Source organism: Azospirillum sp. VT-I1, assembly GCF_055698305.1.
The window spans coordinates 1994453-2010000 of the sequence record NZ_CP168800.1; the positions used below are offsets into that span (position 1 = coordinate 1994453).

Here is a 15548-nt window from a genome sequence, read left to right on the forward strand (position 1 = left end):
GATGGGAGCCGTCACGCGCAGGACATCCTTACGGTCACATCCTTACGGCCGCAGCAGGCCGATGATGTCCTTCACGTCGTTCAGGTTCTTCTCCGCGATGGCGGCGGCGCGCTCGCCGCCCTTCTTCAGCAGCCGGTCGATCTCCGCCTTGTCGGCCAGCAGTTCCTTCATGCGGGTGGTGATCGGCGCCAGCTTGTCCACCGACAGGTCGACCAGCGACTTCTTGAAGTCGGAGAACTGGGCACCCGCGAACTGCGCCAGCACCTGCTCGCGCGACTGGCTGGCCAGCGCGCCGTAGATGGTGACGAGGTTGTCGGCCTCCGGACGGGCTTCCAGCTCGGTCACCGTCTCCGGCAGCGGTTCCGGATCGGTCTTCGCCTTGCGGATCTTCTGCGCGATGGTGTCGGCGTCGTCGGTCATGTTGATGCGCGAATATTCGGACTCGTCCGACTTCGACATCTTCTTCCTGCCGTCGCGCAGGCTCATCACCCGCGTCGCCTCGCCCAGGATCTGCGGCTCGGGCAGCGGGAAGAACTCGGTCTCATAGCGGCGGTTGAAGGCGCCGGCGATGTCGCGCGCCAGCTCCAGATGCTGCTTCTGGTCCTCGCCCACCGGAACGTGGGTGGCCTTGTACAGCAGGATGTCGGCGGCCATCAGCGTCGGGTAGGCATAGAGGCCCAGATTGGCCATGTCCTTCTGCTTGCCGGCCTTTTCCTTGAACTGGGTCATGCGGTTCAGCCAGCCCAGCGGCGTGTGGCAGGACAGGATCCAGCCCAGCTCGGCATGGCCCGTCACGACCGACTGGTTGAACAGGATGTTCTTGTCCGGATCGATGCCGGCGGCGATGTAGGCCGCGGCGACCTCGCGGATGTTGTTGCGCAGGACTTCCGGGTCCTGGTCGATGGTCAGCGCGTGCAGATCGACGACGCAGAAAATGCACTCGTAGCTGTTCTGCAGATCCACCCAGTTGCGCAGCGCCCCCAGATAGTTGCCGAGGTGAAGCTGCCGGGTCGGCTGCATGCCGGAGAAAATGCGGTTCACGGGTGGTCTCGCTCGAAAACTCTGGGAGGCGGCAGTTATCGCCCCCGAAGTCCGCCGGTCAAGGCGCGGCGCGCTGTTGACCGCCGCCCGCGCGGATCGTCGCGGGCGGGCAGCGCCGGTTGTATTGAATGCGCTTGTGTGCTACCGCCGCGTTCGTGTGGTTGGGAGGGGGCGGACCCGCCGCCCCCGCCACACGAGAAGGAGAAGAAGGATGAAACAGATCCTTACCCTTCTGGTCCTTGTCCTGGAGATCATCAAGCGTCTGCTTGACCTCTACCAGGGCTAAGGCTGGACCAGGGAGCGGCGGGGTCGGAGCCGCCGCTCCCACGGTTCAAGGTAATATCAACCCCCATGCCCTGCAAGGGTATGCGGGCCTCATCTTCCCGAAAAAATTGCACAGATATGCATCGTGCTCTCGCGCTGCAGCGTATCCTTACTTCGCCGCGCGGCGGCGCTCGATGGCGTCCCACAGCAGGGCTTCCAGCTGCACGCCGTTCAGGCGGTTGATCTCCTGGATGCCGGTGGGGGAGGTGACGTTGATCTCGGTCATGTAGTCGCCGATCACGTCGATGCCGACGAAGACCAGACCCTTCTCGCGCAGCACCGGGCCGATGGCGGCGCACATCTCGCGCTCGCGCGCGGTCAGCTCGGTCTTCCTGGCGCTGCCGCCGGCATGGAAGTTGGCGCGGGCCTCGCCCTCCAGCGGCATGCGGCTGACCGCGCCCACCGGCTCGCCGTCGACCAGGATGATGCGCTTGTCGCCCTGGCGGATTTCCGGCAGGTACTTCTGCACGATCACCGGCTCGCGGTAGAGCTGGGTGAACAGCTCCAGCAGCGATCCCAGATTCTCGTCGTCGGGCTTCAGGTGGAAGACGCCGGCGCCGCCGTTGCCGAACAGCGGCTTGACGATGATGTCCTTGTGTTCCGCCCGGAACTCCAGGATGGCCTGCTTGTCGCTGGTGATCAGCGTCGGCGGCATCAGCTCGGGGAACTTGGTGATGAACAGCTTCTCAGGGGCATTGCGCACCTCGGCCGGGTCGTTGATTACCAGCACCTTGGGCTGCACATGCTCCAGCAGATGGGTGGAGGTGATGTAGGCCATGTCGAAGGGCGGGTCCTGCCGCAGCAGGATGACGTCCATCACCGACAGGTCGGTCAGTACCGGTTCGCCCAGCGTGTAATGGGCGCCGCGCTGGCGCACCACCGTCATCTCGCGCACGCGGGCGGTCAGGCGGTTGCCGGTCAGGATCAGGTCGCGCGGGTGGTAGTGGTACAGGCGATGGCCGCGCTTCTGCGCCTCCAGCGCCATCATGAAGCTGGAGTCGGTGTCGATGTTGATCGACTCGATGGGGTCCATCTGGAAGGCGACGGCGAGGCTCATGACGGGTCCCTCTGGAACGGGGTCAGTTCAGGCGGTTCTTCAACTGCTGGATCAGCGAGGCGGTCTGGTGCCGGTGATGGTCGTCGCCGGTCAGCGCCATGAAGGTCTCCAGCGCGGTGATGGCGTCCTTCAGGTTGCCGGCATGGGCCTCCAGAAGGCCGGTCTCGCGCCACAGCGACGGCTCGTGCGGGGCGAACAGGCGCATCGCCTCCAGCACCTCCAGCGCCTTCGGCACCTCGTGCGCCGACAGGTGGCGCAACTTGATGTTGTTCTGCAGGCGCAGCAGCACGTCGCGGTTCGACACCGGCTGGTAATGGCCGGGCTCCAGCTCCGCCGCACTGCCGGCGGTGGCCTTCAGCAGGTCGCGCAGGTCGACGACGCTGCGGGTCTGCCCGTCGTTGAAGGGGTCGAGGATGGCGCGCGCCCCGTCCTTCTCGATGCGGACCAGGAAATGGCCGGGGAAGTTCAGCCCCACCATCGGCCAGCCCTGCGAGCGGGCGGCATGCATGTAAAGGATGCCCAGGGCCACCGGCAGGCCGCGCCGGCGGTCGATCACCCGCAGCAGGTTGGCGTTCTGCAGGTCGTCGTAGGTGTCGTGGTCACCGGAATAGCCGTGGCGCCCGCCGATCACCGCATGCAGATGGGCGATGCGTGCTTCCAACTTGTCTTCCGTGCCATCCTGCGCCGCGACGCGGGCCGCCAGATCATCGACGATGGCGCGGATATGGGCGCGGTAAGGGGCGAGGTCGGCGTTCGGCAACTCCAGCGCGCCCAGCGCCAGGGCGGCTTCGGCCAGATCGATCTCGTCGTCCGGCTGGTCGCCGATGCGGCGCAGGATTTCGCGGGCTTCCGCTCGGTTGCTCAAGACTGTCGCCCTCTCATGTCCTTCCCCGTCACAGCCTCCAGGCATCGGCAAGATGACGGGGCCAGGCCCAAGGGGTAACCAGCATCACGTCGAAGCGCAAGACATAGCCGGCATAGCGGGGGTTGGCGGCCAGGAAGGCATGGGCAGCACGGGCGAGCCGGCCGCGCTGGCGGGCGTTCAGCGCCTCGTTGGCGGTGTCCCAGTCGCCCCGGGCCTTCACCTCGACGATGGCGATGGTCCTGCCGCGCTTGGCGACGATGTCGATCTCGCCCATCGGCGTGCGCAGGCGGCTGGCCAGGATGCGGTAGCCGCGCAGCCGCAGCGACAGGCGGCACAGCGCCTCCGCCCGGCGGCCCAGGCTTTCGGCGCGCAGGCGCCGCGCATCCAGGTCGGTCATTTCGCCTTTTCCTCCCGCTGCAGTTCCAGCGCGCGGGCATAGACGGTGCGCTTGTGCTGGCCGGTGCGGGCGGCGACGTCGGCGGCGGCGTCGCGCACCGACAGGCGGGTCAGCGCCTCGCGCAGCAGGGCGTCGACGTCGGCCTCGCCCGGCGTCGCCTCCTCTCCCGGCGGGCCGATCACCAGCACGACCTCGCCGCGCGGCGGGCCGGCCTCGGCGTAATGGGCCGCCAGTTCGGGCAGGGTGCCGCGCCGCACCTCCTCGTACAGCTTGGTCAGCTCGCGGGCGACGGCGGCCTCGCGCGGGCCCAGGATGTCGGCGAGGTCGGCCAGCGATTCCGGCAGGCGCTGCGGCGATTCGAAGAAGACCAGCGTGGCCGGCACGCCCTTCAGCTCGCCGGCGGTGGCGCGGCGCGCGCTGCTCTTGTTCGGCAGGAAGCCCGCGAACAGGAAGCGGTCGGTCGGCAGGCCGGACAGCACCAGCGCCACCAGCGGGGCGGAGGCGCCGGGCAGGGTGGTCACCGCCACGCCTTCCGCCACGCATTCCCGCACCAGCTTGTAGCCGGGGTCGGAGACCAGCGGCGTGCCGGCGTCGGTGACCAGCGCGATGGCCTCACCCTTTTTCATGCGTTCGATCAGGACCGGACGCATCTTTGCGGCGTTGTGCTCATGGTAGGAGACGAAGGGGGTGTGGATGCCGTGGATGCCCATCAGCTTGGCGGTGACGCGCGTGTCCTCGCAGGCGATGGCGTCGGCCCGCTTCAGCGTGTCGAGCGCCCGCAGCGTGATGTCCGCGGCGTTTCCGATGGGGGTAGCGACGACATAGAGTCCGCCCGCGAGTTTACTTGGCGCGGCGAGGGGGCTACCTTGAGCGCCACTTTGAACCATGCCTTGGGTCTCGCCTTCGGTATCGGCGGCCGTTTCAGCAGATGTGGAGATGATTGGTGGCACGCTTGGCAACAGCTTTCTCACAGGGTCTGAAACGTCACGGCGTGGCAGCCTTGCTGGTCGCCGGCCTGTTGTCGGCCTGTTCGACTGTAAGCGCGCCGCCGCGGGTGGCACAAGCGCCGCAACCGGTTCCGGCTCCGGTAAATCCCCTGCCGGAGACGCAGGGGCCGGTCAAGGTCGCCGTGCTGCTGCCGCTCAGCGGACAGAGTGCGGCCATCGGGCAGGCCATGCTGGACGCGGCGCAGATGGCTCTGTTCGACATGGCCGGCGACCAGCTTCAGCTGATGCCGCGCGACACCAAGGGCACGCCGAACGGCGCCGCCGACGCGGCGCGCCAGGCGCTGGCCGAAGGGGCGCGCCTCATCATCGGCCCGCTGTTCGCCGCCGACGTCGCCGCGGTGCGGCCGATCGCCCAGAATGCCGGCGTCGACGTGCTGGCCTTCACCAACGACGCCACCCAGGCCGGCAACGGCACCTATGTGCTGGGCTTCGTCCCGGCCGATCAGGTCAGCCGCGTCGCCGGCTATGCCCGCTCGCGCGGGGTGACGCGCTTCACGGTGCTGGCGCCGCGCTCGCCCTATGGCGATGCGGTGGTGAACGCCATGCAGGCCATCGGCCCGCGGCTGGGCACCATGACCACCCAGGTCGAGCGCTACGACCCGGCCGTCACCGACCTGTCGGTCCCGGCCAAGCAGGTGGCGCAGGTGACGCCGCAGCCGCAGGCGGTGATGCTGGCCGAAGGCGGTCCGCGCGCCCAGGGTATCGCCCAGGCGCTGGCGACGAACGGCGTGCAGCCGCAGCAGGTCAAGCTGCTGGGCACCGGCCTGTGGGACGACAGCTCGCAAGGCGCCCTGGGGCAGGAGCCGGCGCTGGTCGGCGCCTGGTACGCCGCACCCGCGCCGCAGACCCGCGCCCGTTTCGAGTCGCAGTTTGAGCAGGTCTATGGCCGCAAGCCGCCGCGCATCGCCACGCTGGCCTATGACGCGACCTCCATCGCCGCGGTGCTGACCCGCAGCGGCGGCCCGGTCCCCTTCGACCGCATGGCGATGACCAACCCCAACGGCTTCGAGGGTCTGGACGGCCTGTTCCGCCTGCGCGCCGACGGCATGGTCGAACGCGGGCTGGCGGTGATGGAGATCACCCCGACCGGCTCCCGCGTGGTCGACCCGGCCCCGCCGTCCTTCGAGATGCTGGGACAGTGAGTGAAAAGCCCTCTTCCACGCCGGGAGAGGGTCGAAGGAAATGCGCCGCGGTCGTCTCGGGACGATCCGCGGCGTTTTCTTTTGTCAGGTAAGGATACTTGGGGATCGTCGCTGTGCATCCCCCTCACCCTGACCCTCTCCCCAGGGGGAGAGGGGACAAATCGCGGGGCGGGAGAGGGCAGGCAAAACGCTATCCTTACTTACGCCCGCGCCCGCAGGTAGGGGGTCAGGCGCCATTCGGCGAACTTGATCAGGCGGGTGGCGATGAAGTTCAGCGCCAGATAGATCGCGCCGGCGACGATGAACAGCTCGAACACCGCGAAGGTCTGGGCGATCATGCGCCGGGCGATGCCGGTGACCTCCATCAGCGTGATGGTGCTGGCGAGCGAGGTCGCCTTCACCATCAGGATCACTTCGTTGCCGTAGGCCGGCAGCATCTGGCGGATCGCCACCGGCAGCACGATGCGGCGGAAGGCCAGCGCCCGCGACATGCCGCAGGCCCGCGCCGCCTCCACCTGTCCCTGCGGCACCGACAAGATGGCGCCGCGCAGGACCTCGCTGGTGTAGGCGCCGGTGTTCAGCGTCAGCGCCAGGATGGCGCACCAGTAGGGTTCGCGCAGGAAGGGCCAGAGGATGCTCTCGCGGATGAACTCGAACTGGCCCAGCCCGTAATAGACCAGGAAGATCTGCACCAGCAGCGGCGTGCCGCGGAAGACGAAGACATAGGCGGCGGCCAGCGTCTCCACCACCCGGTTGCCGGACAGCCGCAGGAGGGCGACGCCGAAGGCGACCAGCGCGCCCAGCGCCAGCGACCCGACGATCAGCTGCAGCGTCAGCGACAGCCCGCCGAGCATGCGGGGCAGGCTGTCCCACATCAGTTGCCAGTTCATGGCCTCATGCCCTCCGGACGCCGCGGTTGGCGGAGATTTCGGCGCGGTTGAACAGCGCCGTCGAAACGGTGGTCAGCAGCAGGTACAGCACGGCGGCGGTCCCGTAGAACAGGAAGGGCTGGCGCGTGGCGCCGGCCGCCAGATGGGTCACCCGCATCAGCTCGGCCAAGGCCGTCACCGACACCAGCGCCGTATCCTTCAGCGTCAGCTGCCAGACATTGCCCAGGCCGGGCAGGGCGAAGCGCAGCGTCTGCGGCACCAGCACCCGGCGCAGGATCAGCCAGCGGCTCATCCCGCAGGCACGCGCCGCCTCGATCTGGCCGAAGGGGACGGACTGCACGGCGCCGCGGATCACCTCCGTCGAATAGGCGCCGGAGATCAGGCCGACCGCCAGCACGCCGATGGTGAAGGCGTTCAGGTCGACCCGCCCGTCATAGCCGAAGGCGGCGGCGATGGAGGTGGCGACGCTGCTGCCGCCGAAGAACAGCAGATAGATGACCAGCAGTTCGGGGATGCCGCGGACGACCGTGGTGTAGATGTCGGCCACCACGTTCAGCGCCAGGGAATGGCTGAGCTTGGCGGAGGCGCCGAGCGACCCGACGAGGATGCCGAAGGCGAAGGCCGACACGGCGACCGCGACCGTCATCGCGGTTCCCATCAGAAGCTGTCCGCCCCAGCCGTTGGGACCGAAGGAAAGGAGTTCCAGCATTGGCACGCCCGGTAAGGCCCGCCGGGCGCGGCGTGGAGGGCCGGCCGTACGGGGTCAGCTAACGGCGATCAGGGAACGAACGGCGCCCGGTTGCCGCGAAGGCCGCCGGGCGCCGTTCCGATCGGATGGGCGGACCGGAGGTCCGCCTTACGTGATCGTCTTACTTGGGGGAGATGTCGTAGCCGAAATGCTGGGTGCTCAGCTTCTTGACGGTGCCGTCCTTCAGAGCCTCGCCGATGGCCTTGTCGAACATCGCCTTCAGGTCGGCGGTGTCCTTGCGCAGGCCGACGCCCATGCCCTCGCCGATCACGCCGCCGATGAAGTTCGGTCCGACGAGGACCATCTTGCCCGGCGTCGCCTTCAGCACCGCCTCGACCACCGAACGGTCGCCGAACATGGCGTCGACGCGGCCGGAGTTCAGGTCGATCCCGGCATTGTCGATCTTGTCGTAGGTGCGCATGGTCACCTTCGACAGATGCTTGTCCATGAAGTCGGCCTGGATGGTCGACACCTGGACGCCGACGGACTTGCCCTTCAGCGCTTCGGCCAGCTTGTCCAGCACCGGCTTGGCCTTGGCCTGGTCGTTCAGGTCGACGCGGTCGGCGCCGAGGTTCAGCGCCTTGGCCAGCGGCGAGTCGGTCAGCACGGCGAAGACCGACGGCTCGGTGCCGTAGGGGGCCGAGAAGTCGATGACCTTCTTGCGCTCGCCGGTGATGGTCATCGCCGACATGATGGCGTCGTACTTGCCCTGCTGCAGGGCCGGGATGATGCCGTCCCAGTCCTGGGCGACGAACTCGCAGGTGACCTTCATGCGCTTGCACAGGTCGTTCGCGAGGTCGACCTCGAAGCCGATCAGCTTGCCCGAGGTGTCGGTGGCGTTCCACGGAGGATAGGCGCCCTCGCTGCCGATGCGGACCGTCTTCCATTCCTTGGCGCCGGCGGCGCCCGCCGCGGCCACAGCCATCATGGCGCCCAGCGCCAGGGCCGAAACGATCTTCTTCAACGCACACACTCCTCTGTTCGGTTCGCCCGTTCTTCCGCCCTTTTCGGCGGCCGGGCTGTTTCTGACGGTCCGGTCCTGCCCTCTGCCCCGTCCCCTCACGCCGCGCCGGACAGATGGCGCGAGAGGAACTGCCGCACCCGGTCCGAGTCGGGGTCGGTCAGCACCTTGTCGGGTGACCCCTCCTCCTCGATCCGCCCCTGGTGCAGGAAAACCACCTTGGACGCCACTTCGCGGGCGAAGCCCATCTCGTGCGTCACCAGGATCATCGTGCTGCCTTCGTCCGCCAGCTGGCGGATGACGCGCAGGACCTCGCCGACCAGCTCGGGGTCGAGTGCCGAGGTCGGCTCGTCGAACAGCATCACCTTCGGCTGCATGGCGAGCGCCCGCGCGATGGCCGCGCGCTGCTGCTGCCCGCCGGACAGCTGGACCGGGTAGCTGTCGGCCTTGCTCAGGATGCCGACCTTGTCCAGCAGCCCGCGAGCGCGGTCGACGGCTTCCGCCTTCGGCACGCCAAGGACATGCACCGGCGCCTCGATCACGTTTTCCAGGATCGTCATGTGGGTCCAGAGGTTGAAGCTCTGGAACACCATGCCGAGGCTGGTGCGGATGCGCTCCACCTGACGGGTGTCGGCGGGGATTGTGGTGCCGCGGCGCGTCTTCTTCAGCCCGATGGCCTCGCCGCCGATGACGACGCGCCCGTCGTCCGGGATCTCCAGCATGTTGATGCAGCGCAGAAGCGTGCTCTTGCCCGAGCCCGACGAGCCGATCAGCGTGATGACGTCGCCCTCGCGCGCGGTCAGCGACACGCCCTTCAGCACCTCCAGCTCGCCGAACCGCTTGTGCAAATCCTCCACGACGACGGCGGCGGGTGCGGAGTCGCTGACGGGCGGATGTCGATGCATGCGTGGGAACCGGCAGGGTTGTGGGACGTGGTTATGGTCTGACCATTGCGGCACAGGCTAGACCGGCGCGTGGGCGTTCCGCAACGCGGATTTCACACGCCGCGCACGTTGTGCCGCTTGTGTCGGAAAATCGTGCGTCACCACAACAATAGTACCAGAATCTGCGGCCCCAGGATGCGAAGGCACATCGCCAGCGGATAGACCGTGGCATAGGCCAGGGCCGGAGCCTCCGACGCGACCAGCGCGTTGGCGTAGGCCAGCCCCGGCGGGTTGGTCTGGGCGCCGGCCAGCACGCCGCAGATGGTCAGGAAGTTCAGCTTCATCAGCCCGCGCGCGATCAGCCCGACCAGCAGCAGCGGCACCAGCGTCACCAGCACGCCCCACATCATCCAGGGCCATCCGGCGCCGCTGGCCAGCGTGGCGACGAAGCGGTCGCCCGACGCGATGCCCAGCACGGCCAGGAACAGGACGATGCCGATCTCGCGCAGCGCCAGGTTGGCGGCGGGCGGCATGAACCACACCAGCGGCCCGACATGGCCGACGCGGCCCAGGATCAGCGCCACGATCAGCGGCCCGCCGGCAAGGCCGAGGCGCAGCGGCGCCGGCATCCCCGGCAGGAAGATCGGGATGGCGCCCAGCGCCGCCCCCAGCGCGATCCCCAGGAACAGCGGGATCATCTCCACCTGCTGCAGCTTGCGGGCGGAGTTGCCGAACACCTGCCCGACGGCGGCGAGGCTGTCCGGCCGGCCGATCACCGTCAGGATGTCGCCGAACTGCAGCTTCAGCGCCGGGGTCGGCACCAGCTCCACGCCCGACCGGTTGACGCGGCTGACCACCACGTCATGGGCGTCCTGCAGGTTCAGCGCCGCGATGGACTTGCCCAGCACCGCGTTGCTGGTGACGACGATGCGCTCCCATTTCAGGTCGGTGCCCTTGGTGGTCAGCGGCCGGTCGAACTCCTGCCCCAGCAGCGCCCGCACCTCCTCCAGCTTCTGCCGCGGCCCGACCACATGCAGCACGTCGCCCAGCTTCAGCCGGGTGTCGTCGTGCGGGACGCAGAGCTTGCCGTCGCACAGCAGGCGCGAGGCGACCACACCCTGCCCGCACAGCAGGGCGATGGAGCCGAGCGCCTTGCCCGCCAGTTCCGGGTTGCGCACGGCCAGATCCATCGTCTCCAACGTCGACACCTCGGCGCGGCGGCATTCCTCGAAGCGGGCGGCCTCCGCCTCCGGGTCGATGCGGAACAGGATGCGGACGGCGGCCATCGCCAGCAGGTTGCCGGCGATGCCGAAGGGATAGGTGACGGCGAAGGCAAGGCCGGGCAGGGCCATCACCGCCGCGTCGGCCCCGACCTCCGTCAGGACCTGCTGGGTGGCGGCGAGCGCCGGGGCGTTGGTCACGGCACCGGCGAACACCCCCAGCGAGGAGCCCAGCGACAGCGCCCCCGACGACACCAGCGCCGCGGTCAGCAGGATGCTGGACCCCACCATCAGCAGCGCCAGCCCGTTCAGCGCCAGCCCGGTGCGGCGCAACGCCGCGAAGAAGCCGGGGCCGACCTGGATGCCGATGGTGTAGACGAACAGGATCAACCCGAAATCGCGGATGAAGTCCATCATCTCCGGGTTGAAGGTGATGCCCGCCTGCTTGGCGATGTGGCCGCCGGCGATGCCGGAGAACAGCACGCCGCCGATGCCCAGCCCGACCCCCCGGATCTTGATGTGGCCGAGCGCCACGCCCGCCGCCGACACGAGGCCGAGCATGAGGACCACCCGCGCGATCGGCGGCATGGCCTGGAGGATGTCTGCGAAGGCCGAGGAGAAGGCCGACATGGGAGGACTCGCTTGCTGAACAGGATTGGGGCAGGGCGGGGCCAAGCCCCGGAAGGGCTCCGGGAAAGCCGCGCCTCGCCTTCGGACGGGGGAGCGCCGGCGCCACGATGCGGCAGGGCGCCGGGGTAAGGCTTTGATTCAGAACAAGCGGTCCGGCTTTAGTCCCGCCGTTTCCGGCAGTCCGGCGCTGCATCCCGCGCATGGGAGCGCAGCGCTGCGAGGCCGCCCGGTTGCCGCAGGACAACGTCCGATTGCTCGAACTCCATCCAAATTTTGCCACTTTCTCCCTATAGACCTTATCTCAAGCAACCGGCGACGCAGGTCGCGCGCATCGGCGTCCCCCCTAACGCCACCGCAGCGACGAACGGGCGCCGTTCCACCGAGCATCGTCTGGCCGGACCCGGCCTGACGCGCGGCCATCGCGAGAACCCCCTCGCGGTGGCCTTTTCTTTTGCGCGGCCATCGCCGTCACTCGGGATGCGGCACCGCGACGCCATTCTTGTTCCGGCTTTTCCCCCGCCCTGTGCTATAGCAGCGCCTCCCTCAACCGGAAGCGCGACCCGTCCCCATGCCCGTCTTCGCCGGATCCGAGCTGACCTGCCTGCGTGGCGACCGGCTGGTCTTCACCGGGCTGGAGTTCCGCATCGCCCCCGGCGGCGCCCTGGTGCTGCTCGGCCCCAACGGCAGCGGCAAGTCCAGCCTGCTGCGGGTGATGGCCGGCCTGCTGAAGCCGCTGCGCGGCACGCTCGGCTGGGACGGGGTGTCGGTCGCCGAGGATCCCGACGGCCACCGGGCGCGGGTGCAGTATGTCGGCCATCTGGACGCGGTGAAGCCGGTGCTGACGGCGGCGGAGAACCTTGCCTTCTGGGCGGCGCTGGCCGGGGCCGCCGATCCGGCCGCCAATGCGCGGGCGGCGCTCGACCGGCTGGGGGTGCCGCACATCGCCGGGGTGCCGGGCCGCTACCTGTCGGCCGGGCAGAAGCGCCGGCTCAATTTGGCGCGGCTGCTTGCCGCACCGGCCACCTTGTGGCTGCTGGACGAGCCGACCGTGGCGCTCGACCGTGCCGCCATCGCCCTGTTCGAGGGGCTGATCGCCGAACACCGCGCCCAGGGCGGCATGGTGGTGCTGTCCACCCACACCGACATCGCCACCCCTGGCGGCGAGGAATTGCATCTGGACGACTTCACCCCCTACGCGGACAACGAAGAGGGTGGCGACGAAGAGGGCGGCGACGAAGAATTTCAGGAAGAGGGGGCCGTGCGATGAGCCGTTTCCTGCGCCTTGTGGCGCGCGATCTGCGGCTGGCCCTGCGCCAGGGGTCCGACGCCACCATCGCTGTGATGTTCTTCGTGCTGTGCGTGGTGCTGTTCCCCTTCGGCGTCGGGCCGGAGCCGAACATCCTCGCCCGCATCGCCGCCGGCGTGATCTGGGTGGCGGCGCTGCTCGCCTCGCTGCTGTCGCTGGAGCGGCTGTTCCAGACCGATTACGAGGACGGCTCGCTGGAGCTTCTGTCGCTGTCCTCCCTGCCGCTGGAGGCCGCGGTGCTGGCGAAGACGCTGGCCCACTGGCTGGTGACCGGCGTGCCGCTGATCGTCGCCGCCCCGCTGCTGGCGGTTCTGCTGAACATGGATGCGCAGGGCTTCGGCGTTCTGGTGCTGACGCTGACGCTGGGCACGCCGATCCTCAGCCTGATCGGGTCCATCGGCGCCGCGCTGACCCTGGGGGCCCGGCGCGGCGGCGTTCTGCTGTCGCTGCTGATCCTGCCGCTCTACATCCCGGTGCTGATCTTCGGCGCCGGCGCCATCGACGCCGCCATCAACAGCCTGACCCCGCGCCCGCACCTGCTGCTGCTCGCCGGTATCCTCGCCGCCGCCCTGCCGCTCGCCCCGTGGGCCGGCGCCGCGGCCCTGCGTCAGGCGGTGGAGTAGGGGAGGGGCCGCGTCGTTCCACCCCTACGACTTCGGCGCCTTCTCCGGCAGCAGCGCCTCGATCGCCTCGCGCACCTTGTCCGACTCTGGGTCGGTCATGGTGGAGAACCAGGACACCAGCTTGCCGTCCGGCCCGACCAGATACTTGTGGAAGTTCCAGCGCGGCTTGGCGAGGAAGCCCATCTCGTCCGACGCCCAGCGGTAGAAGGGGTGAGCGTTGTCGCCCGACACCACCGTCTTGTCGGTCATCGGGAAGTCGACCTGATAGTTGACCTCGCAGAAATCCTTGATCTGGCTCGCGTTCCCCGGCTCCTGCCCGCCGAAGTCGTCGGACGGCACGCCGACCACCACCAGACCGCGGTCGCGGTAGCGCTGCCATAGCGCCTGCAGCCCCTTGTATTGCCCGGTGAACCCGCATTGCGAGGCGGTGTTGACCACCAGGATCGCCTTGCCCGCGAACTGCGACAGCGGCAGCGGCTGTCCGTCGATGCCCTGGAAGGTGAAGCCGTAGGCGTTGGGTGCGCTGCTGGCGGCCATGGCGTTGGTGGCTCCCGTCGTGGAGAAGATCGCCGCCAGGGCGGCAGGGATGGCGGCCAGTACAACGGTGCGAAGGCGGGTCCGGACGGTCATCGGTGCGGCTCGGCGGCTGGGGTCGACATGGGCGGAGTCGTCATCGCGGCGGACGGCGACATCCTCGAATACGATGCCTCATACGCGCTCCGGCGCCTACCGGATCAAGCGGACGGTGGAAAACGGCTGGGCACGCGCCCGTCGCATCCGTCCTACCCCCACCGGATGGGTAGCGACATCACACCCCGAACAACAGCTTCATAGGTAAGGATGCGCGGGGACCACGCCGCCGTCCGCCTCTCCCTTTCGCCGGACAGCGCCCGAAAAATGTCTCACCCGGTCCAGCCTGAGCCTGAGCATAAGAGTCTATCCCATCGAAATGGGTACGCGGCCTTCCGCCCCGTCCTTGTCCCCGCCCCACGCCACCGTCAACACCCAGCCGACGCAAGCCCATCCGAGGAGAACAGGCCGATGAACGCCGGAGCCACCATGCAGCACCCCCGCAAGCCGGAGATGGCCGTGCGCCGCGTGGCCCGCGCCGCTGCCAGGACGGCCGGCGCCGCCGCTGCCGTCCTGCTGCTCGGCGCCGCGCTGGCGACGCCGTCCTTCGCCGATCCGGGGGAACATGGCCGCGGCCATGCCTGGGGCCATCACAAGCACAAGAAGAAGCACCACCACCATGACGACGGCCCGGTTGTCATCTATGGCGCGCCGCCGCCGGTTGTCGTGGTTCCCGCGCCGCCGCCTCCGCCGCGCGTGGTCTATGCGCCCTCCTATGCGCCGCCCGCCGTCGTCTACGCCCCGCCGCCCCCGCCGCCGGGCGTCAGCGTCCAGATGAACATTCCGCTTCGATAACGATCCTTATTCTTTGAGCGCTCCGGCTACCCGGTCATGTCCGGCGGCTGGGGCGCTCCGCATCCGGGCTGTGACCATCCTGTGTCCTCCCTGTCGCTTCGCCCTTGGCCCCGGTCCGTTCCGGCACCCCGCCTCCGCCCATCCTCCGGTCCGCAAGGCTTGAAAAGCCTGGACCGCCAGTCCCTTCGTGACAGGACCCATCCGCACCGGTAGGATCGCGCGGCCTGTCGCGAAGGCGGTAGGCCGTTCGGGTGATTCACGGAAACTCAACCGATCTCCGGCCTTCTGTCGGTCGGATGAGTCCCGCGGTCCGTGGCGGGTAGGGGTAGGGAGAAGACCGAATGTTCGTGATCATCGGGTTGGTCATCGTGGTGGTCAGCGTGTTCGGCGGCTACATCCTCGGCGGCGGCCACATGGGCGTGCTGTGGATGCCGTTCGAGTTCATGATCATTCTCGGATCGGCGGCCGGGGCGTTCTTCATCGCCAATCCGAAGTCCGTGGTCACCCACACCGGCAAGGAGCTGGGCCACCTCTTCAAAGGTCCGAAATACAAGAAGGAGGACTTCCTGGAGGTCCTCACCATGATGTATCAGGTCTTCAAGATCGCGAAGACCAAGGGCCTGCTGGCGTTGGAACAGCACATCGAAAAGCCGGAGGACTCGCCGCTGTTCCAGCAGTTCCCGAAATTCTACGGCGACCACCACGCCATCGCCTTCCTCTGCACCTATCTGCGTCTGATGTCGCTGGGCGCCGACAATCCGCACGAGCTGGTCGACCTGATGGACGAGGACATCGAGACGATGCACCACGAACACCAGCGCATCGCCGACGCCATCCAGGCGGTGGCCGACGCGGTGCCGGCGCTGGGCATCGTCGCCGCGGTGCTGGGCGTGATCCACACCATGGGCTCGATCACCGAACCGCCGGAGGTGCTGGGCAAGCTGATCGGCGGCGCGCTGGTCGGCACCTTCACCGGCATTCTGGTCGCCTACGGCTTCCTCGCCCCCATCGCCAGCGGCCTGAAGAAT

Annotated in this window: 16 protein-coding genes (1 of these 16 cut by a window edge); 5 read left to right on the forward strand and 11 right to left on the reverse strand. The window is 68.5% G+C overall.

Annotation, left to right across the window (positions count from 1 at the left end; translation table 11 throughout):
• Positions 1-42 precede the first annotated feature (42 nt).
• The 5 genes from trpS to rsmI all read right to left on the reverse strand — a co-directional run bounded on the left by trpS (position 43) and on the right by rsmI (position 4571).
• Entirely contained in the window at positions 43-1041 is a 999-nt protein-coding gene (gene trpS / locus AB8P05_RS09645; RefSeq protein WP_472757769.1) for a tryptophan--tRNA ligase, read from the reverse strand.
• Positions 1042-1474: 433 nt separating this feature from the next.
• A complete protein-coding gene (gshB, locus tag AB8P05_RS09650; RefSeq protein ID WP_472757770.1) occupies positions 1475-2422 on the reverse strand; it encodes a glutathione synthase in 948 nt (315 codons plus the stop codon).
• Between the two features lie 22 nt (positions 2423-2444).
• Positions 2445-3287: a SirB1 family protein gene (locus tag AB8P05_RS09655; protein WP_472757771.1), complete on the reverse strand. Its 843-nt coding sequence runs from the start codon at positions 3285-3287 to the stop codon at positions 2445-2447.
• A 28-nt stretch (positions 3288-3315) separates the two neighbouring features.
• Positions 3316-3684, reverse strand: a complete 369-nt coding sequence (locus AB8P05_RS09660; RefSeq protein ID WP_455172978.1) for a YraN family protein — start codon at positions 3682-3684, stop codon at positions 3316-3318.
• A complete protein-coding gene (rsmI, locus tag AB8P05_RS09665; RefSeq protein WP_472757772.1) occupies positions 3681-4571 on the reverse strand; it encodes a 16S rRNA (cytidine(1402)-2'-O)-methyltransferase in 891 nt (296 codons plus the stop codon). Before rsmI ends, AB8P05_RS09660 begins: the two co-directional genes overlap by 4 nt.
• Before the next feature lie 104 nt (positions 4572-4675).
• On the opposite strand from rsmI, the gene AB8P05_RS09670 reads away from it, so the two are divergent.
• Positions 4676-5833 (forward strand): penicillin-binding protein activator, encoded by a 1158-nt coding sequence (locus AB8P05_RS09670; RefSeq protein WP_472757773.1) that lies wholly within the window; start codon positions 4676-4678, stop codon positions 5831-5833.
• Positions 5834-6033: 200 nt separating this feature from the next.
• Here the strand turns inward: AB8P05_RS09670 and AB8P05_RS09675 are convergent, their stop codons facing one another.
• The 5 genes from AB8P05_RS09675 to AB8P05_RS09695 all read right to left on the reverse strand — a co-directional run bounded on the left by AB8P05_RS09675 (position 6034) and on the right by AB8P05_RS09695 (position 11166).
• Positions 6034-6723 (reverse strand): ABC transporter permease, encoded by a 690-nt coding sequence (locus AB8P05_RS09675; RefSeq protein ID WP_455172981.1) that lies wholly within the window; start codon positions 6721-6723, stop codon positions 6034-6036.
• Positions 6724-6727: 4 nt separating this feature from the next.
• Positions 6728-7432, reverse strand: coding sequence for an ABC transporter permease (locus tag AB8P05_RS09680; RefSeq protein WP_014249266.1), 705 nt, complete (start codon positions 7430-7432; stop codon positions 6728-6730).
• A 160-nt stretch (positions 7433-7592) separates the two neighbouring features.
• On the reverse strand, positions 7593-8444 hold the full coding sequence (locus AB8P05_RS09685; RefSeq protein ID WP_455172982.1) for a lysine/arginine/ornithine ABC transporter substrate-binding protein: 852 nt from the start codon (positions 8442-8444) through the stop codon (positions 7593-7595).
• 86 nt (positions 8445-8530) lie between these two features.
• Positions 8531-9337, reverse strand: a complete 807-nt coding sequence (locus AB8P05_RS09690; RefSeq protein ID WP_472757774.1) for an ABC transporter ATP-binding protein — start codon at positions 9335-9337, stop codon at positions 8531-8533.
• A 137-nt stretch (positions 9338-9474) separates the two neighbouring features.
• Positions 9475-11166, reverse strand: coding sequence for a putative transporter (locus AB8P05_RS09695; RefSeq protein WP_472757775.1), 1692 nt, complete (start codon positions 11164-11166; stop codon positions 9475-9477).
• 568 nt (positions 11167-11734) lie between these two features.
• Between AB8P05_RS09695 and ccmA the strand changes: the two genes are divergently transcribed.
• Together ccmA and ccmB are read left to right on the forward strand one after the other, a co-directional pair.
• Positions 11735-12433 (forward strand): heme ABC exporter ATP-binding protein CcmA, encoded by a 699-nt coding sequence (ccmA, locus tag AB8P05_RS09700; RefSeq protein WP_472757776.1) that lies wholly within the window; start codon positions 11735-11737, stop codon positions 12431-12433.
• The gene (gene ccmB, locus AB8P05_RS09705; RefSeq protein ID WP_014249273.1) at positions 12430-13095 is read left to right on the forward strand and encodes a heme exporter protein CcmB; all 666 of its coding nucleotides are present in this window, start codon (positions 12430-12432) and stop codon (positions 13093-13095) included. Before ccmA ends, ccmB begins: the two co-directional genes overlap by 4 nt.
• Before the next feature lie 24 nt (positions 13096-13119).
• Here ccmB and AB8P05_RS09710 read toward each other — a convergent pair whose 3' ends face one another.
• Positions 13120-13725, reverse strand: coding sequence for a glutathione peroxidase (locus AB8P05_RS09710; RefSeq protein ID WP_472757777.1), 606 nt, complete (start codon positions 13723-13725; stop codon positions 13120-13122).
• A 411-nt stretch (positions 13726-14136) separates the two neighbouring features.
• Between AB8P05_RS09710 and AB8P05_RS09715 the strand changes: the two genes are divergently transcribed.
• On the forward strand, positions 14137-14520 hold the full coding sequence (locus AB8P05_RS09715; protein WP_472757778.1) for a hypothetical protein: 384 nt from the start codon (positions 14137-14139) through the stop codon (positions 14518-14520).
• 341 nt (positions 14521-14861) lie between these two features.
• A protein-coding gene (gene motA / locus AB8P05_RS09720; protein WP_472757779.1) for a flagellar motor stator protein MotA crosses the window boundary here: on the forward strand, positions 14862-15548 show its 5' portion. 174 nt of this gene lie beyond the right edge of the window; 687 of the gene's 861 nt are visible here — the first part of the coding sequence; it begins with the start codon at positions 14862-14864; the stop codon falls past the right edge of the window.

Coding starts and splice junctions, on each gene's coding strand:
- gshB (WP_472757770.1), bottom strand. CDS start 2,422: ATGAGCCTCGCCGTCGCCTTCCAGATGGACCCCATCGAGTCGATCAAC.
- AB8P05_RS09660 (WP_455172978.1), bottom strand. CDS start 3,684: ATGACCGACCTGGATGCGCGGCGCCTGCGCGCCGAAAGCCTGGGCCGC.
- rsmI (WP_472757772.1), bottom strand. CDS start 4,571: ATGGTTCAAAGTGGCGCTCAAGGTAGCCCCCTCGCCGCGCCAAGTAAA.
- AB8P05_RS09675 (WP_455172981.1), bottom strand. CDS start 6,723: ATGAACTGGCAACTGATGTGGGACAGCCTGCCCCGCATGCTCGGCGGG.
- AB8P05_RS09680 (WP_014249266.1), bottom strand. CDS start 7,432: ATGCTGGAACTCCTTTCCTTCGGTCCCAACGGCTGGGGCGGACAGCTT.
- AB8P05_RS09690 (WP_472757774.1), bottom strand. CDS start 9,337: ATGCATCGACATCCGCCCGTCAGCGACTCCGCACCCGCCGCCGTCGTC.
- AB8P05_RS09695 (WP_472757775.1), bottom strand. CDS start 11,166: ATGTCGGCCTTCTCCTCGGCCTTCGCAGACATCCTCCAGGCCATGCCG.
- ccmA (WP_472757776.1), top strand. CDS start 11,735: ATGCCCGTCTTCGCCGGATCCGAGCTGACCTGCCTGCGTGGCGACCGG.
- ccmB (WP_014249273.1), top strand. CDS start 12,430: ATGAGCCGTTTCCTGCGCCTTGTGGCGCGCGATCTGCGGCTGGCCCTG.
- AB8P05_RS09710 (WP_472757777.1), bottom strand. CDS start 13,725: ATGACCGTCCGGACCCGCCTTCGCACCGTTGTACTGGCCGCCATCCCT.
- AB8P05_RS09715 (WP_472757778.1), top strand. CDS start 14,137: ATGAACGCCGGAGCCACCATGCAGCACCCCCGCAAGCCGGAGATGGCC.